Raw genomic sequence first — 25,410 nt, 5'->3', positions numbered from 1 at the left:
GACTAGTAACGATAAAACAGAGAAATATTATCAGATGTGGTGAAATAGTGTTTTTCAACAATGTGCTGATTGAATGTCTGCATCATGTGAAAGCCTATTTGGATTGTGATTGTTCGATCAGCCTGATTTCATTTAGTGCTCTGACGACCCGGTTATAGCAAGTTATCAAGAGTAAAATGGCTACAATAGGAAACAAATAACTGCTCCAATCTAAAGCTGAGGGAAAAATTGCAATAACCAATCCATAAACCCCAAAGACAAAAGCCCGGTCACTTTTCCCCATCGGACCGTCATAACGCCGTGATGCGCCGATTGTTTGCGCCAATATGCCAATAAATTCAGTCAGAATGGTAAGAAACAGAATAAGCAGCAGACTGATACTGTTGACATGAGGTAAAAAACAAAAAGGGAGATAAAGAGCCACATCAGAAATGATATCCCCCAATTCATTATAAATGGCTCCCAAATGAGATTTTTGGTTGTGTTCCCGCGCCAACATGCCATCAATGGCATTCAGTGCCATACGAATAAAAAGAAAAATAGGCAGGATCCAATAGAGATGGGGAGAGGGAAACAAACTTAGTAACAAGCCAATAAAAATTGACAAAAACAGCGCAGTCAATGTGACCTGATTGGCTGTGCATTCTCGCCGATGAAGATGAATGACGATAGGGCGCAACAGGTTCTGAAAACGGGGTTTTAAATCATATATAGTCATTGTTCCCTAAATCCTTTAGAGGTAAAACCGTTAGTTTTATTAATATAAAGTGTAATGTCAAATGTTTATGTGCGGGAAAATATAATTATAAAAATAAGTCATCTCATGCCTGTTAAGCCCGCCATTGACAATAAATAAGATAGTCCTAGCCTAAATCGGCTGAAAAGGTCTTTATTTATAATTCATATATAAATTTGGTTGAATATATCTAAAAATTACAAGTTACAATTCATAAAGGTACAATTCGGAAAATAAAAAGTATAGACCAATATAATATGAAATAGATAAAGCGATAAGTATTACAAGTAGATTTGTCTCTATTCGATAGGAGGGAGTATGACTGTAACTGAAAGTCTTATTAACACCTACACGGAATCGGATGCGCTTGATTTAGCCAAGTTGGTGAAGCAGGGGGAGGTAACACCTGTGGAACTGGTGGAAGCGGCTGTTACGTGTATTGAACGACTTAATCCTGAGCTTAATGCTGTAGTCCACAAGCTATATGATCTTGGCAGAGAGGCCGCTGCTTCTGTCGATCATAATGCCCTCTTTGCCGGTGTACCATTCTTACTTAAAGAACTGGTTACTCAATGGAAAGGTACACCGGCAAAGAAGGCATTACTGCCGGAGGGTCTATCGGTGGTACGGCAGCGGCCGTTGCTGCCCGCATTGTTCCCATCGGAGAAGCCAGTGACGGAGCAGGCTCTATCCGGATCCCTGCCTCCTGTTGCGGCGTTGTGGGGCTGAAACCATCCCGCGGGCGTCCTATCGGTATACAACTCGTCGGCCGCTATGGTGATGAAGCCACAGTGCTTCAGGTTTCTGCACAACTGGAGCAAGCAATGCCTTGGAAAGGGCGTCGTCCACTAGTGACAGCTTGATCAGGCCAGGTAGATACACAAGATATACTTAAACATAAATAGCCTTGTTTATTTAAGCAGGGCTATTATGCTTTCAGCGTTTCAGTTGAGTTAATTTCAGTAATTGGCTTATGATTTATTAGATTATTTTGAACAAATTAAATAGGAATAGAGAATTGTCCAGAGCACAGCGTTTATTATCTCTAATGGAAATGTTACGTAGTTATCATTTTCCTGTGCAGGGGAAAGTATTGGCACAAAAAATGAATATTAGTTTAAGAACACTTTATCGGGATATTGCTACTTTGCAGGAGCAGGGCGCGATTATCGAAGGTGAGCCGGGAATAGGGTATGTCTTGAGACCGGGTTTTGTTTTGCCGCCACTAATGTTTACTCAAAATGAAATAGAAGCACTGGCATTAGGCGCCAATTGGGTAGCCAAGCGTGCTGATCCACAACTAAGAGAATCGGCAAACAGCGTTGTCAGTAAAATTGCGGCTGTTATCCCAACAGAATTGAAGCAACTTTTAGAGAACAATACTTTATTAATTGGGCCAGCGGCAACAACTATTCAACCCGTGATCGATATTCAGTCTATAAGGCAGGCGATCCGTACCAGGCTTAAAGTTACCTTCGTTTATTTAGATCTAAAAGATAATGAGTCTGAAAGAACGATTTGGCCATTCGCGTTGGGGTACTTTGAAAATATCAGTATCGTAATTGGTTGGTGTGAATTACGAGAAGCATTCCGTCATTTCAGGTCAGACAGAATAATGAGTCTGAAGGTGGAAAGGCAGTGTTACCCTCGTTCAAGGCAATCTTTACTGAAGGAGTGGCGGGAATTTGAAAAAATAACTTGCTAACCAGAAGGCTGCTGACAAAAACTGTCACTTGGTATTGATATTTTACAACTATTCTAAGTAATACGTTCAATAGATTAGTTGGAGATATTTTATGTTAACCTTGGCTTTTTCTTCCTCTGTAAATGCCAAACCCTCTTGTATCTGGGCTCATTATGTTGATTTTAACTTACGAAGAAAATGGGAAATTGATCTTGAATCTTTTCAATTTGAAGGTGAAATAAAAACCGGACAATACGGCAGAATGGTCTTAAGTGGTATGCCAGAGATCCGTTTCTATCTTTTAAAGATTGAAATAAATAAAGAATTTACTGATCAGGTCAGTGTACCGAACATAGGAATATTAACGTTTTGTCATCAAATTATTATTGATGAGAACAAAATAGCGCGCCGTATTAATTTGGCGGTGTCACTTGAGCCTGATGTAAATACTCCCGTTATTCAGTCTCAAGATCTCTTTAAACAAGTTACACATGATTTAGTTGAAACAGTATTAAGATTGAAAGCAGTTGTTGAATAAATAAGAAATATGAACCACCAGGGAAAAATTAAAAAAGAGATATCAGTGTTTCATCTGAATACTGATAAAAAATGTATTTAATGAAATGAATATAGGGGGTAATATCGTGGCTATATTTGCTAAACCTAATCTTCAGCTTGTTTATGTTACTGATATTGAGCGTTCAACCGCGTTTTATAAAATGATCTTTAATACTGAACCAATATTTGTAAGCTCACGCTATGTGGCATTCCCTGCTGATGGAGAAGCGCTGTTTGCTATTTGGTCAGGAGGAACAAAACCAGATCTTGCAATTCCACGATTTTCTGAAATCGGTATTATGTTACCAAACAGTGAAGATATCGATAAATTGTTTGAAAAATGGAAACAGGAACCTGCAATTAAAGTCTTACAGGAACCTCATACCGAGGTGTTTGGCCGAACCTTTCTTGTTGAAGATCCCGATGGTCATATTATTCGGGTATGTCCTCTGGATTAGGGAATATGGAAGATCGTTTAGTGTAGCAGCTTGTCAGCAATAAAAATAAGCAAAATAGAGAATCCATTTAGGAACAATTATAATAAGAGCCTATAGTATTAGGCTCTTAATTTTTTTATACCAATAGATTTCAAGATATAGCCAGAAAAGCTGTAACTTGAAAACTGAAGAGTATATGAGAAAGGTGAAAGATATGTCGATATTAATGGTTATAAAAAACACACCTATATGGGTTTGGCTCTTATTTATCTTTTTGGTTTTCCGCGGAATTAAGGCGTTAGACAATAGGGAAATGCATCCCAATCGTTTGTTTTTATTGCCTATATTGTTTTTTATCTGGGCAGTTTACAGCGTATTACATGAAACGGTTTTTCAGGTTTTTGCATTGCTGTCGCTTATTGTGGGTATATTGGCAGGTATTGCGATAGGCTGGAAATTATGGAACTCTCAGCCACGATTAAGACAAAAACCTGAAAGTGATTTAATTATTCGTCAGGGCACCCCTTTAACGTTGATTGTGATCCTTATCATTTTCTGCGTCAAATTCATTCTTTCCGCTACAATAGCTATCCATCCTACTTTAATGCATTTTTTGAGCTTTAATTTGCTGTTTGGCTTTGCCAGTGGTTTGTCAGATGGTATTTTTTGGGGAGGAACACTTAATTTATATATCCCTTATTATAAAAATAAGCAAAAAGGCGTTAAATAAGCTTTAAAAATCATACAAGTATACATTTTATATTTCAAGTTGCTTTTTTGTTGGCTTCACTCGCTCACCCCAGTCACATAGTTATTAACCCGGTATGAAAAATAAATGCCAAAGTGGGGATCAGTACCCCTTTACTGAGTTTTGATACAGCAGAGTTAGCATGACTTTCATGAACATTCCAGCCTCTCGGATGCTTTCTTAATGCATTGAGTAAGGAGTTAAGGCTATAAAACAGCAGGAACACAACACCAGCCCACTTTGCGAATAATAAGGCCATTGGCACTAATTGCACCAAATTACTCATGAAAACAGTACCAAGGGCTATCAGTAATGTATCACACGTAGCCGCGGTTGTTGCGGTAAGAAATACATTCTTCTTTTGCAGTCCGACTTTTATAATAAAGATATTTTGTGCACCAATGGCAACAATCAGACCGAGGCCAACGAAAAAGGGACTGATGAGAACATTAGGGAAAATAGTCATATTATTAAATAGTTATTAAATATAGTGGAGCAAAAAGGGTTTTCAGTCAGTCGATGATAAAGTTATCACCACAAACCTACTGTAAATTCAAATAGAGGTCTGTGATGAACTTCAGCAATAATCCGTTCAAATATTTTGCTCTGTACTTTAATTGGTTCGGTTTTAATCCTCAACCTTCTGCACTACTTTGTCTGGCGATACACACTCACTTATTTCAGCGATATTTAAAGTGATCGTGTGTTCAGCCAAGTATTTTTGAATATAGTCGAAGTTTCGTAGATCAGACTGAATTTCTGTTAACTGACGAACTAACATACTACTGATCTTGTGTGTTTCCCTGAAAGGAATATTTTTATTAGTCACCAGCAGGTTCGCCAATTCCGTAACCGTAGAGAAATTTCTCCAACATAATTCAGTTGCCCGCTCAGATTGGTAGATCGATGTCATCATCTGTCGATGACTAATACTGACAGACGATTTGACGGTATTAATGGCGTCCCACAGCATAGGTTTATCTTCTTGCAGGTCACAGTTGTAGCCGAGCGGGATGCCTTTGTTGATGGTTAAGATCTGCATAAGTGCACCATAAACGCGACCAACTTTTCCTTTAACCAATTCACCGACCCTCTCATTAGGCGCGGATGTTGCTATCAATTATCGGACTGAAGATTTTGTTGCGCAGACTCACTCGGTGACTAATGGGCGAGGGGCGGATGTGATTGTCGATCTGATTGCCGGAGAATATGTAGCGAAAAACTTTCAGGCGGCGGCTGTAGAAGGCAGGATTGCTCAGATTGGTTTGTTGGATGGTAAAGTGAGAGAGTTGAATTTATCCCCTTTGATGCAAAAGCGTTTGACGCTTACTGGCTCAATGTTGCGTCCTCGTAGTATTGAAGATAAAGCATTTATAGCTCACGATTTATATAAAAAAGTTTGGCCGTTGTTGGAACAGGGCAGGATTAGGCCCCAAATCTTTAAAATATTTCCACTAGAACAAGCTGCTGAAGCACACACATTGATGGAAAGTGGCAAACATATCGGCAAGATTATGTTGATTATATAAGAAGGCCATGTAATGCAGGTGCTGGGCAATACCCTGGATTAACAGGGTATTATGTTTCCGTAATAAACAGGCTATTAATTCCATAATTGCTTATAAATAGCTACCATTTCTGCAATCGTTGGAATACGCGGATTATTACCCGGTGAACCGGAGGCTTCAGCTTGTTTTGCCATTATTTCCACAACCTCAAAGAAGCGTGTTTTATTGATACCAAATTGCTCTGGTGTCGGCACAGAAAACTCTTTATTCAAATCGGCTAAAGTTATCAGAAGTTTTTCACCGGCTACATCGTCATTGTCTGTTAGTTTTGCAAAAGTTAGTGCGCGAGCGCATTCGGCATAACGCTCTTTGGCTGCATCTAAAGAAAAACGGGTAACGGCAGGAAGTAACATGGCATTGGATAAACCATGTGGAACATGGAAGAAAGCGCCGATAGGGCGGCTCATACCGTGTACAAGTGCAACAGAAGAGTTAGAAAAAGCAATGCCTGCCAGAGTTGAACCCAGTATCATCGCTTCACGGGCAGCTTTATTATTGCCGTCATGATATACCTTGCGCAGGTTGGGGCCGATGAGTTTCATGGCAGCAATAGCCTGGCTATCTGAATAGGGATTGGCTTTCCGGCTAACATAGGCTTCAATGGCATGAGTCATTGCATCAATGCCGGTATCTGCCGTCGTTCTTGCCGGAACGCTGATAGTCAACTCATAGTCGATAATAGCGGCGATCGGCATGAATCCCGTACCTATGCAAAGCAATTTTTCGTCGGTTTTTTCATCAGTAATAATTGTGAAGCGAGTACATTCTGAACCTGTTCCTGCCGTTGTCGGAATGGCAATCACAGGTAGCCCTTGTTCATTGAATTGGAGGGGGAAACGATATTCGTTGATTGTTCCGCCAAATTTACCAATCACGGCGATGGCCTTTGCACTGTCAATCGGGCTTCCTCCTCCAAGTGCAATAACGGCGTCAAACAAACCACTTTTTACCTTTTCAATCCCAGCCTGAATAGAAGCAGCAGTAGGTTCAGGTATTGTGTCAGCATAGACATCACTTTCAATACCAGCTTTTTGCAGGATAGATTGCAGTTTATCGAGATAACCTAACTGAACCATCATTTTGTCTGTCACAATCAGCGGTTTTTTACTGCGGATACTTTGCATAATTTTCGCAAGATTGATGATAGTCCCACCACCTATTTCCATAATACGAGGTAACACGACAGTGGACATATATAGCTCCTTAACGTTAGGAAATAAAGGTAATGATAAAAGAGGTTGGTCAAATGTCGAAGACAATAGATGGTGAAAAAATAAAATGATCACCAATATTTTTAATAAATTGTTTATTAGAAAATTATTCGTGAGAAGTGATCTATGTTGCGATGAACAATCAAAGATAAGAAATTGGTTCGGAAGAAGATGACTAAATTGGTTTAGTGAGGACAATCAGGCTTTCTTAAAGAAGTGGCGGTGAGGGAGGGATTCGAACCCTCGATACGCTTTTGCGTATACACACTTTCCAGGCGTGCTCCTTCAACCACTCGGACACCTCACCGTATTTTTAGTTTTTTCAAAATATGGCGGTGAGGGAGGGATTCGAACCCTCGATACGTTTTCACGTATACACACTTTCCAGGCGTGCTCCTTCAACCACTCGGACACCTCACCATATTTTGTTGTTGCAGGGATTCTTTCTGTGTTCGTCGCTGCAACGGGGCGCTACTATAGGGAAAAGCAGTGCAGGCGTCAACAGACTTGTCACGATTTTTTCAGGCTTTTTGACTGATTAGACAAATAAAAAACAATTTGATTGCCTGGCAAACACTTATAATAGTGGATGTCACTTTTATAGCGTGTCGCAATAAATATGTTAACTGGGTGACATTATCAATGTTTTCGTATCCTATTCATCTATAGTTACTTGCAACCTTTCAGAAATCGGTTAAATCTATCAAAAAACAATAATGGAACGAGATTATATGAACATCATTTTTTTTAGCCCTTCATTTGATGCCGATGAGTGGATCCAAGGAATAGAAAAGCGTCTGCCCACTGCCAAAGTGAGAAACTGGGTCAGTGGAGATCATGCCCCGGCTGATTATGCTCTTGTTTGGCATCCTCCTTATGAAATGTTAGCGAATCGTGAAAATCTCAAAGGAATATTTGCGTTGGGTGCTGGTGTTGATTCCATTCTCGAGCAAGAGTTAAACAATCCCGGCATGTTACCTGCTAAGGTTCCATTGATTCGCCTCGAAGATACTGGCATGGGGCGTCAGATGCAGGAATATGCCATTAGTTCAGTTTTATACTATTTCCGCCGAATGGATGAGTATAAACGGTATCAGGAGCAACGTATTTGGCAGCTACTACTTCCTCACAACCGGAAAGATTTCGTTATTGGGGTATTAGGTGCAGGAGTATTGGGGCGTAGTGTGATTGGGAAGTTGATGGAGTTTGATTTCACTGTGCGTTGCTGGAGTAAGACAGCAAAAGAATTTGATAATGTTGAAAGTTTTTATGGAAAGGAACAATTAGGTGAATTTCTTTCTGGTTGTAAAGTGTTGATTAACCTTCTTCCTAATACACCTGAAACCCGTGGGATTTTAAACCTATCGTTATTCAGTCAGTTAAAAAAGGCAGCGTATATTATTAACATAGCAAGAGGTTCTCACCTTGTTGAGCAAGATCTCCTGACTGCCATTGATAAAGGATATATCGCAGGTGCAACGCTTGATGTGTTTGCAGAAGAGCCTTTATCAAATATGCACCCATTCTGGACTCATCCTCGTATCAATATTACGCCGCATGTTGCCGCAACGACCATTCCTGAACTGGCGATGGATATCATTAGTGAAAATATCCAACGAATAGAACAAGGGGAAACACCAACTGGCCTTGTGGATATGTCACTTGGATATTAATAAGCAGCTTTACAACATAGCTGAGGATTAGGGACAATATATCCATTATCTTTCAAGTTGTAGTTTTATTTTAAGTTGTTGGGATTAAATTAAATCATGAACGAATTTTCTATTATTTGCCGCATACTGGGTACGCTGTTTAATCGAGCACCACAAGATCCATTGTTACAACCTTTGATGACTATGGTTGCTGAAGGAAAGTTAAAACAAGCATGGCCTTTAGAGCAAAATGAGTTGTTGGATCGCTTACAACAAAATTGCGAATTGTCCGTAATAGAGTCTGATTATCAGGCTTTATTTGTAGGAGAGTCAGCTAAGGTCGCTATTTGTCGCTCTGACTATACTGACGGAACAGAAAATGAAGTGCGTCAATTCCTGATAGCGCGGGGAATGCCATTATCGGATACTGCGGCAGATCAGTTTGGTTCTTTATTGCTGGCAGCATCATGGTTAGAAGAGCAGGCGGCAGAAGATGAAGTTCAGGCCCAAATAACATTGTTTGATGAATATTTATTGCCATGGTGTGGGCAATTTCTTGGAAAAGTTGAAGCACATGCCATCAGTGGTTTTTATCGAACTCTGGCTATTATTAGCCGTGAGGCATTACAGGCATTACGTGAAGAATTAGAGTCTGAGTGATGTTGTCACTTTGTTAATTCCATTTCAGACGATAATTGAGTGAATTATTGCTAAAATAAGGGGCAAATTATTTATCATAATTTACCCCTTATTATTTCAAAGACAATTAAAATTATTTATCAGTTAGTCCGATAACCAGTTTACCCGGTTTAATTTCCAATCCCTTGGAGAATTTTGTAGCAGCAGCTTCAACCTTACTTTTTTCTGGATTCAAAACATAAACCGGATGAGTATCAAAAAATTCACTTAACGAAGTGTTCAGATAGGGCATCAATGCCTTGATGGGTTTCGCCGCTTTTTCAGGTGTTGTCTGATAGTCCACGATTTCCAGTCCCTTAACAAAAATAGCGCCTTTTTCTGCATCAAATACGGGCTTAGCTCTGAGAGTCAATTTCATATCAGTTTGTATAGACCCAAATATTGTTGCAATTTCAACTTTTGCCTGACTGGTCAGTTCAATTTTTTCCGGATCCTGACGGCCTATCTGGCTGGTTAAATTTCCCAGGCTAATATTGGCACTTGTTATTCCAGGAATGCTGATATCTTTCTGATAATGTATTTTTTTTAATAGATAATCATTAAGCAGACCTTCATTGATACTGATATCCTTGAATTGATCACAGCCACTGAGTAAACCAACCAGCACTAATGCTGCCCCTAATAAAAATTTTTTCATATTGTCTCCTTTATTTTCAACGGGCAGATTTTACACCATTACTTATACCATTAACGTTTACTAATGGTGACTGGCTCAATTTTTTTCTGATTAAATTGGCGGTGAAGTGCATAAATGGTGAATAAGCCGATCAATCCCAAAAAGATCCAAGGTAATTGAGGCATGTTCAAAGCATGGCCTGTATCATAAAGCCAGCCACCACCGGTGTAACCAAATACGCCACCCAGAGCCAGTCCTAAACGGCTGAACCCCATGTAGCTGCCGCGTGCTCTGGGATCAGCCAGCCCAGCGCTGAGTATTTCACGGGCAGGCTCTGCTGTTACTGTGCCTAAATAAAACAAGGCAATCAGGGCAAACAGAAGATGTAATTGGTCGATCCAACCGATTGGAAACATGCAGAAACTCATTAAAAATAAACCCATCATCAGGCGTTGTTCCAACCGGAAATATTTTTCGCTCCAACGTGCGATAGGGTAAAGCAATGTCAGGGAAATAGCGGCTTCAATGGCATACATCCATTTAACGGCTGTATGGCTACCGGAAATTTCATGGATAACAATCGGGAACATCAACATGACTTGTACTGACAAAATAAAGTATCCCGTTAGGGTCAGTACATAATAAAAGAATCGTCGATCTTTAATGACCCTTATCATGCCTTCTTTGATAGGAGATCGAATTGTCGAAATACGATATGCCGGTAATAACCAGGCATTAGCTATTGCGGCCAAAACAAAAATTCCGGCTCCGATCCAGCACACGATATTGAAGTTGTATTGTAATAACCAGCTTCCTATCAGTGCACCAATCACAGCTCCTGCACTGTCTTGCATCAACAGTAGTGAATAGAAGCGCCCACGCTCATGAGGGCGGGTTAATTTTATCACCAGCGCAGCTCTTGGTGGATCGAACAGTGTTCCGCCCAGAGCAGACAAAGCACAGGAAAGTATTAATATCCACGGTTCAGAGGCCATTGCCATCAGGGCAAAACCTGATGCACGCAATAACATACCAGTGACAATCATCGGTTTGGCGCCAAACTTATCAGCAATAGCTCCACCAAAGATCCCTAATCCCTGTTGAATGAGTTGGCGAAGCCCCAATGCGAAACCAACAATGACAGCCGCCCAACCCAATTGTTCGACAAAACGAATAGAAATTAATGGAAAAACAACGAAAAATCCTAAAACGACCAGTAAATTATCAAATAACAGAAAATATTTTCCTAAACTACGGGCTTGTGAAACCGATGACATTTCGCACCATTGAGATATAAGGAAGTAAATAATGAAATTTCTATCATTCTGGACGTAATCTTATCTTTAGGATAGAGGGTTTATAGATGATATTTTTTTATCGTGAGACAATGATATTACTTTTTATTAGCGATAAATTATTCAGAGTTTTTGCAAAATAAATATCAGGAGAAGGCATGTTTGGTTATCGGTCTACATCGCCTAAAGTTCGTTTTATTACAGATAGGATGGTTGTTCGTCTGGTATATGAACGTGATGCTTATCGTTTGGCTGAATATTATTCAGAAAATAAAGATTTTCTTAAACCGTGGGAGCCAACAAGGGATAGCAGTTTTTACCAGCCTTCGGGCTGGATAAACAGACTGAGTTATTTTGCAGAATTACAACGGCAAAATACGATATTCAATTTTGTATTGTTAGGCCTTGATGAACGCGAAATTATCGGAGTGGCAAATTTCACCAATGTTGTACGTGGCGCATTCCATTCTTGTTATCTTGGCTACTCTTTGGCGGAAAAACGACAAGGGCAGGGGTTAATGTATGAAGCGTTACAACCTGCTATCCGTTATATGCAGCGTGATCAGAAAATGCACCGAATTATGGCCAACTATATGCCGCACAATCATAGAAGTGGAAACTTGCTCAAAAAACTGAATTTTGAGCGGGAAGGATATGCCAGGAAATACCTAATGATAGATGGAGTCTGGCAAGATCATGTTCTGACCGCATTGACTGATGATAACTGGTAAAAAAGGTGAAGGATTATTTTCTGAGTTTGCAGGTATAAAAATAATTAATAAAAAAGAGATAGCCAATGTAGACAGAGTTTTTGTCTGTTAAACTTTGCCTATCAGTGCTATCTCATCAGATCATATTCTTTACCATAGATCGTTGTGCTTTGTCATGTTGAGCATGTCTGGTGGAATTGCTTTACGCTTTCATATGCATGTCATAAAAATAGACTTTTTAAATAATATTATGAATTTATTAAAATCACTGGCAGCAGTCAGTTCAATGACGATGTTTTCACGCGTGCTGGGCTTCATTCGTGATGCCATTATTGCTCGTATATTTGGTGCAGGAGTGGCAACAGACGCCTTTTTTGTTGCCTTCAAATTACCTAACCTGTTACGCCGCATTTTTGCTGAGGGTGCTTTTTCGCAGGCTTTTGTTCCTATTCTTGCTGAATACAAAGATCAGCAGGGAGATGAAGCAACACGGACGTTTATTGCCTATGTTTCAGGTATGTTGACGTTGATTCTGGCGATTGTCACAGTGATTGGTGTGATCGCGGCACCCTGGGTTATTTATGTTACTGCGCCCGGTTTTACCGATACACCAGACAAATTTGTTTTAACTCGTGATTTACTCAGAATCACATTTCCGTATATCTTTTTAATTTCTTTAGCATCTTTGGCAGGGGCGATCCTCAATACTTGGAATCGTTTTTCTGTTCCCGCCTTTGCACCAACCCTGCTGAATATCAGCATGATTATCTTTTCACTGTTTGTTGCACCTTATTGTAATCCACCAGTAATGGCTCTGGGATGGGCTGTTGTTGCTGGTGGCATCTGGCAATTGGCATACCAACTTCCTCATCTGAAAAAAATAGGCATGTTAGTATTGCCGCGTGTTTCTTTCCGCGACAGTGGTGTATGGCGGGTTATCCGTCAGATGGGGCCTGCCATTCTGGGGGTATCAGTCAGCCAGATTTCTCTGATCATCAATACAATTTTTGCCTCGTTTCTGGTTTCAGGCTCTGTTTCATGGATGTATTACGCTGATCGTTTAATGGAATTACCTTCCGGAGTGTTAGGTGTGGCATTGGGAACGATTTTGTTGCCTTCTCTGGCGAAAAGTTTTTCCAGTGGAAACCATGAAGAGTATCGTAAATTAATGGACTGGGGATTACGTCTCTGTTTTCTTTTAGCACTCCCTTGCGCGGTAGCGTTGGGCATTCTGGCAGAACCCTTGACAGTTTCACTTTTTCAGTATGGTAATTTTTCCGCGTTTGATGCAGAAATGACGCAACGAGCACTGATTGCCTATTCCTTCGGGTTAATGGGGTTGATTGTGGTTAAAATTTTGGCCCCTGGTTTTTATTCCCGTCAGGATATTAAAACGCCGGTCAAGATTGCGATTGCTACCTTGATTCTGACTCAGCTAATGAACCTTGCCTTTATCGGCCCACTGAAACATGCGGGGTTGGCACTTTCCATTGGTTTAGCGGCTTGTTTTAATGCAGCTATGCTCTACTGGCAATTGCGTAAACGTGAAATATTCAAACCATTAGCAGGATGGGGCGTATTCTTGCTTAAGTTGTTAGTGGCGATTGTAGTGATGGTGGGGGTATTACTGACAATGTTGTGGATTATGCCTGCCTGGGAGCAGGGTAATATGGCATTGCGCTTGTTGCGATTGATGGGCATTGTCATTGCTGGGGCTGGTAGCTATTTTGCGGCATTAGCTTTGATGGGGTTCCGATTAAAGGATTTTGCTCATCGGGGATTATAGTGATTATCTGACATTGCCAGAAAAAAACGGGCGGAAAAATCATTTTACGCCCGTTTTTATAAGATGCTGTTACATCCGTTCTACAGTCTGGATACCTAAAGTATCAAGACCTTGTTTTAAGGTCTTCGCCGTCAACAGCGCCAATTTCAGGCGGCTTTGGCGCAATTCTTCACTTTCAGCGTTCAGGATTGGGCAATGTTCATAGAAACCGGAAAACAGGCCTGCCAGGTCATACAGATAAGCACACATCACATGCGGTGTCCCTTCACGGGCTACAGTAATGATGGTTTCTTCAAACTGCAACAAACGGGTAGCCAATGCTTGTTCACGCTCTTCGTTCAGAACGATTGGTAATGTCAGGCTGTTTTCATCAATTTCAGCGCGTTTGAAGATAGAAGAGACGCGGGTATAAGCATACTGCATATAAGGCGCGGTGTTGCCATCAAAGGCCAGCATATTATCCCAGTCAAATACATAGTCTGTGGTACGACTTTTGGAAAGATCGGCATATTTCACTGCACCGATGCCTACTGCTTCGACGACTTTTTTCAGTTCATCTTCCGGCATATCCGGATTTTTCTCACGGATAAGCATATCCGCGCGTTCAATAGCTTCATCCAGTAAATCAGATAATTTCACTGTACCACCTGCACGGGTTTTGAATGGTTTTCCATCTTTACCCAGCATCATGCCGAACATATGATGTTCCAGTGACATGGATTCAGGGATGTAGCCAGCTTTACGTACAATTGACCAGGCTTGCATCAGATGTTGATGCTGGCGTGAATCAATATAGTAGAGAACCCGATCAGCATTCAGCACTTCATGGCGGTATTTGGCACAGGCAATATCTGTAGTGGTGTAAAGATAACCACCATCTTTCTTCTGGATGATAATGCCCATTGGTTCACCTTCTTTATTCTTGAATTCATCAAGGTAAACCACAGTCGCCCCATCACTTTCAACAGCAATGCCACGTTGTTTCAGGTCAGCAACGATCCCCGGCAGCATATCGTTATACAGGCTTTCACCCATAACATCTTTTTCTGTCAGAGTGACATTCAGGCGATTATAGGTTGCCTGATTTTGTGACATGGTTATCTCAACCAATTTGCGCCACATGTTACGACAATATTCGTCCCCGCCTTGCAGTTTCACTACATAGTTACGGGCACGAATGGCAAATTCTTCATCTTCGTCGTAGTTTTTCTTGGCGGCGCGATAGAACTCTTCCAGATCTGCTAATGCCATATCTTTGGCATTTTCATTCTGCACTTTCTCCAGGTAAGCGATCAGCATCCCGAATTGGGTTCCCCAGTCACCAAGATGGTTAGCGCGAATGACTTTATGGCCGAGGAATTCAAGAGTACGTGCAGCAGCATCACCAATGATGGTAGAGCGGATATGACCAATATGCATCTGTTTAGCAACATTAGGAGCAGAATAGTCGATAATGATAGTTTGCGGCTCTACAGGAGAAATGCCCAGTTTTTCAGCTTTCAGTGCGTTTTCTGTATTTGTGGCAACCCACTCTTTATCAAGAAAAATGTTGATAAAGCCGGGGCCAGCGATTTCGACTTTGCTGGCAATTCCTTGCAGATCCAGCAAATTGACGACTTTTTCTGCCAGTTGTCGGGGAGGCATACCTGCTTTTTTAGCTGCCGCCATGACACCATTTGCCTGATAGTCACCAAATTGTGCCTTTGCAGATTGGCGAACGTGAGCTTCACTATCGGTTGGAGCACCAGCTGCAATCAGCGCACTACTGATCTTTCCTGAAAGAATAGCCTGTATATTCACAGTGTTACCTTAAGTTACGCGCTAAAAATCACACATCTTTATAATGCAGCATTTTCAAGCGTGTGGGTTATGAGAAAATAACGGGGTTTATACCATATTCAATACTCTGCATGCTACTGCCAGCCCGCGTTGGCAGGGTTACTTTTTGTTTTTCGGCTCTCTTTCGGTGGATTCTTCGTCGAGGTAGTCGGGGAAAATCGTGTTGTAGACCTTCGTCAAGATAAATAACTTAAAATGAAACTGTCCTTAAATGAGAATGTAATCTCGATCAAGTATTATTCGCTTTCTATCAAGAAGCATTGACAGAAATGCGGAGTGCTTGGCAAAAGTGACTTTTTTATTGTGTTATTTCAGTAAAAAACTCTGATCTTGTGATTTCTGACATGCCATTTTAAAAATATAGTTGTCATAGTTAATAAGTTCGGTAATGAAATATTTCGAATCTATTTATGACGTGTTGGCAGATTGATATTCAAGGGGCTTTTAATGTTAAAGCTAGAAATTTGCTGTTATAGCATAAGTTGTGCTCTGGTTGCACAAGAAGCAGGGGCCGATCGAATTGAACTGAGTGCAGGCCCGTTAGAAGGTGGTTTAACACCCAGTACAGGCGCATTGCAACAGTCGTTACAGTGCCTATCTATTCCTGTTCATCCAATTGTCCGGCCCAGAGGTGGAGATTTCTGTTACGATAAACTGGATTTTGAGGCCATGAAAAATGATGTTTCCCTTATTCGTGATATGGGGTTTCCCGGCGTTTCCTTCGGTGTTTTGGACGAAGAAGGGAAGGTTGATATGTTGCGTATGAGGCAATTAATGGCATTGGCAGGGAATATGGCGGTCACTTTTCACCGTGCTTTTGATATGTGCTGTGACCCTCTTAACGCATTGGAAAAACTTACCGATCTTGGAGTAAAGCGTATCTTGACGTCTGGCCAGCAAAATAGTGCTGAACTAGGTTTACATTTGTTAAAAGAGCTGTCACAAGCGAGTCGTGGGCCAAGCATTATGCCTGGAGCGGGTGTCCGGGCCAGTAATATCAGTAAGTTTTTAGAGATTGGGGTGGCGGAGGTTCATAGCTCAGCAGGTAAGATTGTATCTTCTAAGATGAATTACCGTAAGGCGGGGGTGAGTATGAGTTCTGAAAATAGCGAAATGGGGGAATATTCTCATTACAGTGTCGATCCTGAGTTAGTGGAATCCATGAAGGGTGTGATGAGCTTGATCGATCGCTAGTCTAGCTATGATTGGCCTTACGAAAGTAGTATCTAAACAATTAGTCGTATCTGAACAACTAGTAGCATCTGAGTATTGAGGGTGTGAACTGCCATAACGGGCAATTCACACATCAATATACTATTTATATTTTTTGCAGGATTAAGGCTTGCGGGCAATGAGAACAGCACGCAGTGGTGCTGGGTATCCTTCTATTGTTTTACTTTGATCTGATGGATCAAGGAAATCAACCAAAGATTCTGTTTTCATCCACTCTGTCCGGCGTTGTTCATCGGTTGTTGTAATTGCATGATCAACAATTCTGACATCAATAAAACCACATTTTTCCAACCATGTTTTTAACATCTTAGCTGAAGGAATAAAGTAAACATTTCGCATTTGCGCGTAACGCTCACCTGGAATGAGGCAGTGGTTTTCATCACCTTCGATCACCAAACTTTCCAGCACCAGTTCACCGCCAGAAATCAGTTGATTTTTTAGCTGCCACAGATGATCAAAGGGAGAGCGGCGATGGTAAAGTACTCCCATAGAGAATACGGTATCGAAAGCTTGCAGTTCAGGTAATTGCTCAATACCCAGTGGAAGAAGATGCACACGTTGGTCATTGCCCAGCAGTTTTCTGACGGCTTCAAATTGGCAAAGGAAAAGTTGGGTAGGATCGATACCTACCACTAATTCGGCCCCTTCACCTACCATGCGCCACATGTGGTAACCACTACCACAACCGACATCAAGTACAGTTTTGCCTTCTAAAGAAGAAATATGAGGCAGAACACGATCCCATTTCCAGTCAGAACGCCATTCGGTATTAATTTCAATACCATAAAATGAAAAAGGCCCTTTACGCCATGGCATCAGAAGTTTCAGTATATTGTGGATACGCGTTTTTTCCCCTGCTGATAGATCGGGTTCATGTGTAGCAATAACCCCATTTTTCAGGTCCATATGAGTGGGTTTGATATTAGGCAAATTTTCCAGAATTTTTATCCACGAACTAAACTGACCATGCAATGATGTTTTCTGCCAGTCACTTAATTGGATGGGCAGGCAATTTAGCCAATGGCTCAGATGGTTTTTAGCAATTAGCTGATAAAAGTTACCGAAATTGATCATTATTCAGCTCCTTTTATGGCTAATAGTGAGCCAAAATTGAAACACTGGAACCACACTTCTGCATGCTGAAAACCAGATTTTTTCAGACGTGATTTGTGAGTTTCAATAGAATCTGTCCGCATGACATTTTCCAGCATGCTACGTTTTTGACTGATTTCTAGTTCGCTATAACCATTGGCTCGTTTGAAGTCGTGGTGCATGTTGAATAGTAATTTACCAATGTCCTGATCTTCAAAATTGAATTTTTCAGACAGTACCAAAACGCCACCGGGTTTCATCCCGGCATAGATTTTGTCTAATATTTTCTGGCGATCTTCAGGATGAAGGAACTGCAATGTGAAATTTAATACCACCATTGAGGCATTTTGAATGTCGGTATCAAGAATGTCCTGCTCGATCACTTCAACAGGCGTTTTTGCTTTGAAGGCGTCAATATGACGGCGGCAACGCTCAATCATGGCGGATGAATTATCAATAGCGATAATGCGGCAGTCATCAGAATTGATATTGCGGCGAATGGATAAGGTTGCTGCACCGAGAGAACAACCGAGATCGTAGATCTGGCTGCCCGGAGTCACAAAGCGGCTTGCCAGCATACCGATCATGGAAATGATATTTGAGTAGCCAGGAATGGAGCGTTTCACCATGTCTGGAAAGACTTCGGCGACACGTTCGTCAAAACTCCAGTCTCCTAATTTAGCGATTGGAGTAGAGAACAGACTGTCCCGTTGATTGTGAGGATCTTGATTTGACATAACGACATTGATTTTGAAAACAATTAAGAATTGGCTATTCTAACAGAATGCAAGAAAAGGCAGAAAGAGCTAATCCAATAGAACCTTTCAGGCAGCCAAAAAGATGCCAATTCAAATCAATAATTGGCTTCTTTATCAGTTAAATATAGGTTACGAATAGGGAGAAAATATCTGTTCCCAGGGCAAATAGTATATATTAGCCACAATCATTATTATCATTGACATAAATGTTGCAGCCATGCCCATTCGCCGCCAGCGGAACTCACGATGATGCAGGCCATAGTAGTGTAATAACCTGCCTGCAAGTAACAATATGCCACAAATATGCAGCATCCATACGGCTGCGCCATTCATCTCCATTATCAATAATAAGAGTAGAGAAATAGGGATATATTCAACAGCGTTACCATGAATGCGAATGGCTGTCTGTAATTCGTAAAAACCGCCATCACCAGATGTAACCCGATACTGTGTTCTTAACTTAATTACATCAAAAGACAGTTTAATTACCAGTAGTGCGCCCAATACGATATAAAGTGAGCTAATCATTTATAACTCCATTGCCTAACCAAAAACGGCTAACTGATGATAAACCTCAAAAGTAAAACTGTCGCTATAAATCATAATACTTAATGATAAATTCTATCTGATTTATCCGATAGAAAAAATTGTCTTGGCAGGAACCGTGTTATAGCCTTATCTCTGGATGGAATTTCCAGTATAATGCTCTCCTTTTTTGACAATTCTTCCTAAAAGAACAATGCCAAAATTTCCGCAGCAGAATGCATAACGAGCTGAGTAAAAGGATATTGTATGCGTACTAATTATTGTGGGCAGTTGAGCCGGGCCCATGAAGGCCAAAAAGTGACTCTTTGTGGTTGGGTAAACCGTCGTCGTGATTTGGGTGGCCTGATTTTTATTGATATGCGAGATCGCGAAGGTATCGTTCAGGTATTCTTTGATCCGGATAAAAAAGACGCATTTGCTCAGGCTTCTGAACTGCGTAATGAGTTTTGTATTCAAATTACGGGGACTGTACGTGCCCGTCCTGACAGCCAGATTAATAAAGATATGGCAACAGGAGAAATTGAAGTTTTCGCTGAAAGCCTTGAAATCTTCAACCGTTCAGAACCATTGCCACTGGACAGCAACCAGAATAACAGTGAAGAACAGCGCTTGAAATATCGCTATCTTGATCTGCGTCGTACTGAAATGTCACAGCGCTTAAAGACCCGAGCAAAAATCACCAGTTTTGTTCGTCATTTTATGGATGATGCTGGTTTTCTGGATGTGGAAACACCAATGCTGACTAAAGCAACACCGGAAGGTGCGCGGGATTATCTAGTACCAAGCCGTGTTCATAAAGGCAAATTTTATGCACTGCCTCAGTCTCCACAGTTGTTTAAACAATTACTGATGATGTCCGGTTTTGACCGTTATTATCAGATTGTAAAATGCTTCCGTGACGAAGACCTGCGTGCAGATCGTCAGCCTGAATTTACTCAGATTGATGTCGAAACCTCATTTATGACTTCTGAGCAGGTCCGTGAAATCATGGAAAGAATGATCCGTGAGCTATGGCTGGAAGTCCGTGGTGTCGATTTAGGAACGTTCCCAATCATGACGTTTGCTGAAGCTATGCGTCGCTTTGGTTCTGATAAACCGGATCTGCGTAACCCGCTGGAATTAGTTGATGTTGCTGATCTGGTCAAAGCAGTGGAATTTTCCGTTTTCGCAGAACCTGCAAACGATCCAAAAGGGCGTGTAGCAACAATTTGTGTACCGGGTGGTGCTGAACTGAGCCGTAAGCAAATTGACGAATACGGTAAGTTTGTTGGTATCTATGGTGCGAAAGGATTGGCATGGATGAAAGTCAATAATCGAGCCGCAGGTCTGGAAGGTGTTCAAAGCCCGATTGCTAAATTCTTGTCCGCAGAAGTGGTGGAGGGCCTGTTGTCCCGCACTAATGCACAGGATGGCGATATCCTGTTCTTCGGTGCAGATCAAAAAAATATTGTCACTGATGCGATGGGGGCACTGCGTCTGAAATTAGGCCGTGATCTGAATCTGACTGATCTGACAAGCTGGAAACCACTTTGGGTCATTGACTTCCCGATGTTTGAAGACGACGGAGAGGGTGGGCTGGTTGCAATGCACCATCCATTTACTTCTCCACGTGATATGTCTGCCGAAGATCTGGAAAGTAAGCCGGAATCTGCCATCGCCAATGCTTATGATATGGTTGTCAATGGTTACGAAGTGGGTGGCGGATCTGTCCGTATCCATCGTAATGATATGCAGCAGGCGGTATTCCATATTCTGGGTATCAATGAAGAAGAACAGCAGGAAAAATTTGGCTTCCTTCTGAATGCACTGAAATATGGTACTCCTCCTCATGCTGGGCTGGCCTTCGGTCTGGATCGCCTCGTTATGTTGTTGACGGATACTGATAATATCCGTGATGTTATCGCATTTCCGAAAACGACAGCGGCGGCATGTCTGATGACTGAAGCACCGAGCTACGCCAATCCGGCGGCACTGGAAGAATTAGCTATTTCAGTTACTAAAAAAGAGAGCGAATAATGAACTATAAGCGCCCTGAATCTGTACTGGTTGTTATTTATGCTGCCAACAGCAAAAGGGTGCTAATGTTACAGAGGCGGGACGATCCTGATTTTTGGCAATCTGTTACCGGTAGTCTGGAAGAAGACGAAAAGCCTTATCAGGCAGCGTTGCGTGAAGTACAGGAAGAGATCGGTATTAATATTGCCAGTAGTGCGGATCTTGAACTGATAGATTGTCAGCACTGTCTTTATTATGAAATTTTTTCACATTTACGCTATCGATATGCTCCCGGTGTGACGCGAAACAAAGAACATTGGTTTTTGCTGGCGTTACCTGAGGAGCGTGAAATTTTGCTGACGGAGCACCTGACTTATCGATGGCTGGTAGCGGAAGAGGCTGCTAAGTTGACTAAATCATGGAGCAATCGGCAGGCAATTGAAGAATTTGTTATTTAGTCTATCAAGCCTGATGGATTTCAATTTGCAGTGAACAAAACGAGCAGATTGGGGTGTGCAGGGTAATAAACGTTTTATCGGAGATATTTTCATGGCAGGTCATAGTAAGTGGGCCAATACGAAACATCGTAAAGCTGCGCAGGATGCAAAACGCGGTAAAATCTTCACCAAAATTATCCGCGAGTTGGTAACCGCTGCACGTTTGGGCGGAGGTGATCCTGATTCTAACCCACGTCTTCGTGCTGCAATCGACAAGGCACTGTCCAACAATATGACTCGTGATACTTTAAACCGCGCTATTGCCCGTGGTGTTGGTAACGACGAGTCAGATAATATGGAAACTATCATTTATGAAGGTTACGGCCCGGGTGGTACTGCTGTAATGGTCGAGTGCCTGAGCGATAACCGTAACCGTACAGTTTCTGATGTTCGTCACGCATTTACCAAAACGGGTGGTAACCTAGGGACTGACGGCTCTGTTGCCTATCTGTTCACCAAAAAGGGCGTGATTTCTTACGCACCGGGTCTGGATGAAGATGCTGTAATGGAAGCGGCTTTGGAAGCAGGTGCTGATGATGTTGAAACTTATGATGATGGCGCGATCGACGTTTACACTACACCAGAGACTTTTGGTGACGTTAAAGATGCGCTGGATGCAGCCGGTTTCAAAGCGGATTCTGCTGAACTTTCTATGATCCCATCTACTAAAGCGGAACTGGATGCGGAAACTGCGCCTAAATTGCTTCGTCTGATTGATATGCTTGAAGATTCTGACGACGTTCAAGAGGTTTACCATAATGGTGAAATCTCTGATGAAGTTGCAGCTCAGCTGTAATCAACATCAGGATTCACAGCGTAGAGGAAGTGCACCTTGGGTCAGAGCACTTTCTCTAACGTTTTATTCCATGCTTTTTTATTCCATCTTTTTTATCCCATACTACAGGTGAATAAATAGATATGGCGGTTATTCTTGGTATTGACCCTGGTTCCAGAGTGACAGGGTATGGTGTTATCCGCCAGCAGGGACGACAACTTATTTATCTTGGTAGTGGTTGTATTCGAACAAAAGTTGATGATCTTCCCAGCCGTTTGCAACGGATCTATGCAGGTATTACCGAAATCATTACCCAATTCCAACCTGATGCTTTTGCAATAGAGCAAGTTTTTATGGCAAAAAATGCAGACTCCGCTTTGAAACTGGGGCAGGCTCGTGGTGTAGCTATTGTGGCTGCGGTTAATGAATTCATTCCTGTATTTGAGTATGCGGCGCGCCAAGTTAAACAGACGGTTGTTGGGACTGGAGCAGCAGATAAGATTCAGGTTCAGCATATGGTACGTTCGATGCTGAAACTATCGGCCAATCCACAGGCTGATGCGGCAGATGCCTTAGCGATTGCAATTACACATTGTCATCTGAGCCAAAATTTACTCCGTGTAGGCGATCCACGGTTAAATTTGACACGAGGGCGTCTGAAATAACTTTGGCTGGATATACGTCCAGCTTTTTTTATGCTATAAGCTGTATCGAATCATTTATTTTTATTTTCAGGGGGTAAATAGTGATAGGGCGTTTGAGAGGAACTGTATTGGAAAAACAGCCTCCATTGGTTTTATTGGAAACGAATGGTGTAGGTTATGAAGTTCATATGCCAATGACCTGTTTCTATGAACTACCTGAAATCGGCCAGGAAGCTATTTTATTTACCCAATTTATTGTGCGTGAAGATGCGCAATTATTATATGGTTTTAATGATAAGCAAGAGCGTGCACTTTTCCGCGAACTGATTAAAGTCAATGGCGTCGGGCCGAAACTGGCACTGGCGATCCTTTCTGGTATGTCTGCTCAGCAATTCGTGACAGCTATTGAGCAAGAAGCCATTACTTCTCTGGTTAAACTGCCGGGAGTCGGTAAAAAAACAGCGGAAAGGTTAGTGGTAGAAATGAAAGATCGTTTTAAAGGGCTTAAGGGCGATCTGTTTAATCAAAATAGTGACATTAATTTGCCAGCGGCAACTCAAACGGCTAATTCTGATGCTGATATTGAAGCAGAAGCAGCGGCAGCTCTGGTTTCATTAGGATATAAACCGCAGGAAGCCAGCCGGATGGTCAGCAAAGTTGCTAAACCGGGTGCAGATTGTGAAACTCTTATCCGAGAAGCACTTCGTGCGGTTCTGTAATTGCAGGAGTTAAGTAATGATTGAAGCTGACCGTCTGGTCTCAGCAGAAGTTCTGCAAGATGATGAAGCCATTGATCGCGCTATCAGGCCTAAATTGCTGTCTGAATATGTTGGTCAACCTCATGTTTGTGAGCAGATGGAGATCTTTATTCAGGCTGCGCGGCAACGGGGTGATGCGCTGGATCATCTGCTGATTTTCGGCCCGCCCGGATTGGGTAAAACCACATTGGCAAATATTGTTGCAAACGAAATGGGGGTTAACCTTCGCACAACTTCAGGGCCGGTATTAGAAAAAGCAGGCGATCTCGCGGCCATGCTGACAAATCTTGAACCTCATGACGTTCTGTTTATAGATGAAATCCATCGGTTGTCTCCGGTTGTAGAAGAAATTCTCTATCCGGCAATGGAAGATTATCAACTGGATATCATGATTGGAGAAGGTCCGGCAGCCCGTTCAATCAAAATTGATCTCCCTCCGTTTACCTTAGTCGGGGCTACAACACGCGCAGGCTCTTTGACTTCTCCCTTGCGCGATCGGTTTGGTATTGTACAACGCCTTGAATTTTATAATGTGGATGACTTGCAAAGCATTGTTTCCCGCAGTGCCCGTTATATGGGGTTGAGTATTTCAGATGACGGAGCAAGGCAAATTGCGATGTGCTCCCGTGGAACTCCTCGTATTACAAACCGCTTACTGCGTCGGGTACGTGATTTTGCCCAGGTAAAAGGCGATGGTTCAGTTAACGGTGATATTGCTGCGAAAGCCCTTGATATGCTGAATGTGGATTCAGCAGGGTTTGATTACCTAGACCGTAAATTACTGATTGCCATTATTGATAAATTTATGGGTGGCCCGGTTGGGTTGGATAACCTCGCGGCAGCAATTGGAGAAGAGCGGGAAACCATAGAGGATGTTCTGGAACCTTTCCTTATCCAGCAAGGGTTCATTCAGCGCACACCACGAGGCCGTATTGCAACCAATCACGCCTATCGGCACTTTGGCTTAAGTAAAGAAAGCGAGTAAAAATTACTTGAAAAATAGCTAACGTGTACGAAAAAATCATGCTATTGTGACGAAAGTGACAGCAATGTCACACAGCTTTTTGACTTTTCAAGCCTCGCGATTGCGGGGTTTTTTATTTGCACACACAATCAAAGAGAAAAACATGAAAAAAACACTGGGCGTTATCATTTTCAGCACACTTTCTTTTAATGCTTTAGCACAGCAGGGAGGTTTCGTTTCCCCGGATAGCACGGGTTATTCTCAGGGTGGATTTAAAGGCCCAACTTTCGGCCTGACCAGCGTTGCGAAAGCAAAATCCCTTCATGATGACGCATGGGTTGTTCTGGAAGGTAACATTGTTAAACAGGTTGGCCACGAACTCTATGAGTTCAAGGATAACAGTGGTTCTGTTTACGTTGACATTGATGACAAAATCTGGCTGGGTCAGACGATCACTCCGAGCGATAAAGTTCATATCGAAGGCGAAGTGGACAAGGATTGGAACAGTATCAGGGCAAACGGGTCTAAATTGCTCAATGTGATTAGCGGAGTATATTCAGTACAGAGAAATAGGAATAATCGCCGTTTGTGATTTATCATTAGCAACCT

At 41.9% G+C, this 25,410-nt stretch carries 27 protein-coding genes, 2 tRNA genes and 1 pseudogene; 18 read left to right on the top strand and 12 right to left on the bottom strand.

The genetic code is table 11. The features are described from left to right. Window positions 1-94: 94 nt before the first annotated feature. Window positions 95-718, bottom strand: coding sequence for a CDP-alcohol phosphatidyltransferase family protein (locus Xbud_RS10140; protein ID WP_099135959.1), 624 nt, complete (start codon window positions 716-718; stop codon window positions 95-97). Between the two features lie 590 nt (window positions 719-1,308). Here Xbud_RS10140 and Xbud_RS10135 point away from each other — a divergent pair. The 5 genes from Xbud_RS10135 (at window position 1,309) to Xbud_RS10115 (ending at window position 4,145) form a co-directional block, all read left to right on the top strand. Continuing rightward, window positions 1,309-1,599, top strand: a complete 291-nt coding sequence (locus tag Xbud_RS10135) for an amidase family protein (protein WP_099135958.1) — start codon at window positions 1,309-1,311, stop codon at window positions 1,597-1,599. A 155-nt stretch (window positions 1,600-1,754) separates the two neighbouring features. Continuing rightward, the gene (locus Xbud_RS10130; protein WP_099135957.1) at window positions 1,755-2,441 is read left to right on the top strand and encodes a helix-turn-helix transcriptional regulator; all 687 of its coding nucleotides are present in this window, start codon (window positions 1,755-1,757) and stop codon (window positions 2,439-2,441) included. A gap of 91 nt (window positions 2,442-2,532) precedes the next feature. Then, a complete protein-coding gene (locus Xbud_RS10125) occupies window positions 2,533-2,958 on the top strand; it encodes an SRPBCC family protein (protein WP_099135956.1) in 426 nt (141 codons plus the stop codon). A gap of 106 nt (window positions 2,959-3,064) precedes the next feature. Next, window positions 3,065-3,436, top strand: coding sequence for a VOC family protein (locus Xbud_RS10120; protein WP_209026616.1), 372 nt, complete (start codon window positions 3,065-3,067; stop codon window positions 3,434-3,436). Window positions 3,437-3,593: 157 nt separating this feature from the next. Continuing rightward, on the top strand, window positions 3,594-4,145 hold the full coding sequence (locus Xbud_RS10115; RefSeq protein ID WP_244589906.1) for a DUF6622 family protein: 552 nt from the start codon (window positions 3,594-3,596) through the stop codon (window positions 4,143-4,145). Between the two features lie 73 nt (window positions 4,146-4,218). Here Xbud_RS10115 and Xbud_RS10110 read toward each other — a convergent pair whose 3' ends face one another. Then, entirely contained in the window at window positions 4,219-4,629 is a 411-nt protein-coding gene (locus Xbud_RS10110; protein ID WP_099135953.1) for a LysE/ArgO family amino acid transporter, read from the bottom strand. Between the two features lie 162 nt (window positions 4,630-4,791). Further along, a complete protein-coding gene (locus tag Xbud_RS10105) occupies window positions 4,792-5,205 on the bottom strand; it encodes a lyase family protein (protein WP_145956623.1) in 414 nt (137 codons plus the stop codon). 46 nt (window positions 5,206-5,251) lie between these two features. Between Xbud_RS10105 and Xbud_RS10100 the strand changes: the two are divergent. After that, window positions 5,252-5,692, top strand: a pseudogene (locus Xbud_RS10100) (zinc-binding dehydrogenase); the annotation flags it as partial. A 74-nt stretch (window positions 5,693-5,766) separates the two neighbouring features. Here Xbud_RS10100 and Xbud_RS10095 read toward each other — a convergent pair. The 3 genes from Xbud_RS10095 to Xbud_RS10085 form a co-directional block, all read right to left on the bottom strand. Continuing rightward, window positions 5,767-6,924, bottom strand: a complete 1,158-nt coding sequence (locus Xbud_RS10095) for an iron-containing alcohol dehydrogenase (RefSeq protein WP_099135950.1) — start codon at window positions 6,922-6,924, stop codon at window positions 5,767-5,769. Between the two features lie 235 nt (window positions 6,925-7,159). Next, a tRNA-Ser gene (locus Xbud_RS10090) sits at window positions 7,160-7,249 on the bottom strand. 23 nt (window positions 7,250-7,272) lie between these two features. Further along, window positions 7,273-7,362, bottom strand: a tRNA-Ser gene (locus Xbud_RS10085). Window positions 7,363-7,673: 311 nt separating this feature from the next. Here Xbud_RS10085 and ghrA point away from each other — a divergent pair. Together ghrA and Xbud_RS10075 are read left to right on the top strand one after the other, a co-directional pair. Further along, window positions 7,674-8,615 (top strand): glyoxylate/hydroxypyruvate reductase GhrA, encoded by a 942-nt coding sequence (gene ghrA / locus Xbud_RS10080; protein WP_099135949.1) that lies wholly within the window; start codon window positions 7,674-7,676, stop codon window positions 8,613-8,615. 96 nt (window positions 8,616-8,711) lie between these two features. Then, a complete protein-coding gene (locus Xbud_RS10075; protein ID WP_099135948.1) occupies window positions 8,712-9,254 on the top strand; it encodes a TorD/DmsD family molecular chaperone in 543 nt (180 codons plus the stop codon). 112 nt (window positions 9,255-9,366) lie between these two features. Here the strand turns inward: Xbud_RS10075 and Xbud_RS10070 are convergent, their stop codons facing one another. Together Xbud_RS10070 and mdtH are read right to left on the bottom strand one after the other, a co-directional pair. Next, a complete protein-coding gene (locus Xbud_RS10070) occupies window positions 9,367-9,930 on the bottom strand; it encodes a lipoprotein (RefSeq protein WP_099135947.1) in 564 nt (187 codons plus the stop codon). Between the two features lie 50 nt (window positions 9,931-9,980). Then, window positions 9,981-11,186, bottom strand: coding sequence for a multidrug efflux MFS transporter MdtH (gene mdtH / locus Xbud_RS10065; RefSeq protein ID WP_099135946.1), 1,206 nt, complete (start codon window positions 11,184-11,186; stop codon window positions 9,981-9,983). Window positions 11,187-11,362: 176 nt separating this feature from the next. On the opposite strand from mdtH, the gene rimJ reads away from it, so the two are divergent. Continuing rightward, a complete protein-coding gene (gene rimJ, locus Xbud_RS10060; protein ID WP_099135945.1) occupies window positions 11,363-11,935 on the top strand; it encodes a ribosomal protein S5-alanine N-acetyltransferase in 573 nt (190 codons plus the stop codon). Window positions 11,936-12,164: 229 nt separating this feature from the next. Continuing rightward, complete coding sequence (murJ, locus tag Xbud_RS10055) at window positions 12,165-13,700, top strand: murein biosynthesis integral membrane protein MurJ (RefSeq protein ID WP_099136009.1); 1,536 nt, start codon at window positions 12,165-12,167, stop codon at window positions 13,698-13,700. Window positions 13,701-13,769: 69 nt separating this feature from the next. On the opposite strand, the gene argS is transcribed toward murJ, so the two are convergent. Next, window positions 13,770-15,500, bottom strand: a complete 1,731-nt coding sequence (gene argS / locus Xbud_RS10050; protein WP_099135944.1) for an arginine--tRNA ligase — start codon at window positions 15,498-15,500, stop codon at window positions 13,770-13,772. 486 nt (window positions 15,501-15,986) lie between these two features. Here argS and cutC point away from each other — a divergent pair, with 486 nt between their 5' ends. Next, window positions 15,987-16,733, top strand: a complete 747-nt coding sequence (gene cutC, locus Xbud_RS10045; RefSeq protein ID WP_099135943.1) for a copper homeostasis protein CutC — start codon at window positions 15,987-15,989, stop codon at window positions 16,731-16,733. A gap of 141 nt (window positions 16,734-16,874) precedes the next feature. On the opposite strand, the gene cmoB is transcribed toward cutC, so the two are convergent. From cmoB to Xbud_RS10030, 3 genes are all read right to left on the bottom strand, one after another. Then, the gene (gene cmoB, locus Xbud_RS10040) at window positions 16,875-17,846 is read right to left on the bottom strand and encodes a tRNA 5-methoxyuridine(34)/uridine 5-oxyacetic acid(34) synthase CmoB (protein ID WP_099135942.1); all 972 of its coding nucleotides are present in this window, start codon (window positions 17,844-17,846) and stop codon (window positions 16,875-16,877) included. After that, entirely contained in the window at window positions 17,846-18,601 is a 756-nt protein-coding gene (cmoA, locus tag Xbud_RS10035; protein ID WP_099135941.1) for a carboxy-S-adenosyl-L-methionine synthase CmoA, read from the bottom strand. Before cmoA ends, cmoB begins: the two co-directional genes overlap by 1 nt. Window positions 18,602-18,751: 150 nt before the next feature. Next, the gene (locus Xbud_RS10030; protein ID WP_099135940.1) at window positions 18,752-19,150 is read right to left on the bottom strand and encodes an MAPEG family protein; all 399 of its coding nucleotides are present in this window, start codon (window positions 19,148-19,150) and stop codon (window positions 18,752-18,754) included. A gap of 264 nt (window positions 19,151-19,414) precedes the next feature. Between Xbud_RS10030 and aspS the strand changes: the two genes are divergently transcribed. From aspS to Xbud_RS09995, 7 genes are all read left to right on the top strand, one after another. Continuing rightward, complete coding sequence (gene aspS, locus Xbud_RS10025) at window positions 19,415-21,184, top strand: aspartate--tRNA ligase (protein ID WP_099135939.1); 1,770 nt, start codon at window positions 19,415-19,417, stop codon at window positions 21,182-21,184. Then, on the top strand, window positions 21,184-21,621 hold the full coding sequence (nudB, locus tag Xbud_RS10020) for a dihydroneopterin triphosphate diphosphatase (protein WP_099135938.1): 438 nt from the start codon (window positions 21,184-21,186) through the stop codon (window positions 21,619-21,621). The genes aspS and nudB overlap by 1 nt, the downstream gene beginning before the upstream one ends. Window positions 21,622-21,712: 91 nt before the next feature. Beyond that, window positions 21,713-22,456, top strand: a complete 744-nt coding sequence (locus tag Xbud_RS10015; RefSeq protein WP_099136008.1) for a YebC/PmpR family DNA-binding transcriptional regulator — start codon at window positions 21,713-21,715, stop codon at window positions 22,454-22,456. A 122-nt stretch (window positions 22,457-22,578) separates the two neighbouring features. Continuing rightward, window positions 22,579-23,100 carry a crossover junction endodeoxyribonuclease RuvC gene (gene ruvC, locus Xbud_RS10010; RefSeq protein WP_099135937.1) on the top strand — a complete coding sequence of 174 codons (522 nt, stop codon included), beginning with the start codon at window positions 22,579-22,581 and terminating at the stop codon, window positions 23,098-23,100. Between the two features lie 80 nt (window positions 23,101-23,180). Next, window positions 23,181-23,798 carry a Holliday junction branch migration protein RuvA gene (gene ruvA, locus Xbud_RS10005; RefSeq protein ID WP_099135936.1) on the top strand — a complete coding sequence of 206 codons (618 nt, stop codon included), beginning with the start codon at window positions 23,181-23,183 and terminating at the stop codon, window positions 23,796-23,798. A 16-nt stretch (window positions 23,799-23,814) separates the two neighbouring features. Further along, a complete protein-coding gene (ruvB, locus tag Xbud_RS10000) occupies window positions 23,815-24,822 on the top strand; it encodes a Holliday junction branch migration DNA helicase RuvB (protein WP_099135935.1) in 1,008 nt (335 codons plus the stop codon). Window positions 24,823-24,964: 142 nt separating this feature from the next. Further along, window positions 24,965-25,393: a YgiW/YdeI family stress tolerance OB fold protein gene (locus Xbud_RS09995; protein ID WP_099135934.1), complete on the top strand. Its 429-nt coding sequence runs from the start codon at window positions 24,965-24,967 to the stop codon at window positions 25,391-25,393. Window positions 25,394-25,410: the final 17 nt, after the last annotated feature.

Source organism: Xenorhabdus budapestensis, from assembly GCF_002632465.1.
Classification (GTDB): domain Bacteria; phylum Pseudomonadota; class Gammaproteobacteria; order Enterobacterales; family Enterobacteriaceae; genus Xenorhabdus; species Xenorhabdus budapestensis.
Note: the sequence above shows the minus strand (reverse complement) of the source record. Positions and strands in the feature narration are given on the sequence as shown.

Excerpts from the sequence above, each read along its gene's own strand:
- Xbud_RS10140 (WP_099135959.1), bottom strand. The coding sequence starts at position 718 with ATGACTATATATGATTTAAAACCCCGTTTTCAGAACCTGTTGCGCCCT.
- Xbud_RS10135 (WP_099135958.1), top strand. The coding sequence starts at position 1,309 with ATGGAAAGGTACACCGGCAAAGAAGGCATTACTGCCGGAGGGTCTATC.
- Xbud_RS10125 (WP_099135956.1), top strand. The coding sequence starts at position 2,533 with ATGTTAACCTTGGCTTTTTCTTCCTCTGTAAATGCCAAACCCTCTTGT.
- Xbud_RS10110 (WP_099135953.1), bottom strand. The coding sequence starts at position 4,629 with ATGACTATTTTCCCTAATGTTCTCATCAGTCCCTTTTTCGTTGGCCTC.
- Xbud_RS10105 (WP_145956623.1), bottom strand. The coding sequence starts at position 5,205 with ATGCAGATCTTAACCATCAACAAAGGCATCCCGCTCGGCTACAACTGT.
- Xbud_RS10095 (WP_099135950.1), bottom strand. The coding sequence starts at position 6,924 with ATGTCCACTGTCGTGTTACCTCGTATTATGGAAATAGGTGGTGGGACT.
- ghrA (WP_099135949.1), top strand. The coding sequence starts at position 7,674 with ATGAACATCATTTTTTTTAGCCCTTCATTTGATGCCGATGAGTGGATC.
- Xbud_RS10075 (WP_099135948.1), top strand. The coding sequence starts at position 8,712 with ATGAACGAATTTTCTATTATTTGCCGCATACTGGGTACGCTGTTTAAT.
- Xbud_RS10070 (WP_099135947.1), bottom strand. The coding sequence starts at position 9,930 with ATGAAAAAATTTTTATTAGGGGCAGCATTAGTGCTGGTTGGTTTACTC.
- mdtH (WP_099135946.1), bottom strand. The coding sequence starts at position 11,186 with ATGTCATCGGTTTCACAAGCCCGTAGTTTAGGAAAATATTTTCTGTTA.
- rimJ (WP_099135945.1), top strand. The coding sequence starts at position 11,363 with ATGTTTGGTTATCGGTCTACATCGCCTAAAGTTCGTTTTATTACAGAT.
- murJ (WP_099136009.1), top strand. The coding sequence starts at position 12,165 with ATGAATTTATTAAAATCACTGGCAGCAGTCAGTTCAATGACGATGTTT.
- cutC (WP_099135943.1), top strand. The coding sequence starts at position 15,987 with ATGTTAAAGCTAGAAATTTGCTGTTATAGCATAAGTTGTGCTCTGGTT.
- cmoB (WP_099135942.1), bottom strand. The coding sequence starts at position 17,846 with ATGATCAATTTCGGTAACTTTTATCAGCTAATTGCTAAAAACCATCTG.
- cmoA (WP_099135941.1), bottom strand. The coding sequence starts at position 18,601 with ATGTCAAATCAAGATCCTCACAATCAACGGGACAGTCTGTTCTCTACT.
- Xbud_RS10030 (WP_099135940.1), bottom strand. The coding sequence starts at position 19,150 with ATGATTAGCTCACTTTATATCGTATTGGGCGCACTACTGGTAATTAAA.
- aspS (WP_099135939.1), top strand. The coding sequence starts at position 19,415 with ATGCGTACTAATTATTGTGGGCAGTTGAGCCGGGCCCATGAAGGCCAA.
- nudB (WP_099135938.1), top strand. The coding sequence starts at position 21,184 with ATGAACTATAAGCGCCCTGAATCTGTACTGGTTGTTATTTATGCTGCC.
- Xbud_RS10015 (WP_099136008.1), top strand. The coding sequence starts at position 21,713 with ATGGCAGGTCATAGTAAGTGGGCCAATACGAAACATCGTAAAGCTGCG.
- ruvC (WP_099135937.1), top strand. The coding sequence starts at position 22,579 with ATGGCGGTTATTCTTGGTATTGACCCTGGTTCCAGAGTGACAGGGTAT.
- ruvB (WP_099135935.1), top strand. The coding sequence starts at position 23,815 with ATGATTGAAGCTGACCGTCTGGTCTCAGCAGAAGTTCTGCAAGATGAT.
- Xbud_RS09995 (WP_099135934.1), top strand. The coding sequence starts at position 24,965 with ATGAAAAAAACACTGGGCGTTATCATTTTCAGCACACTTTCTTTTAAT.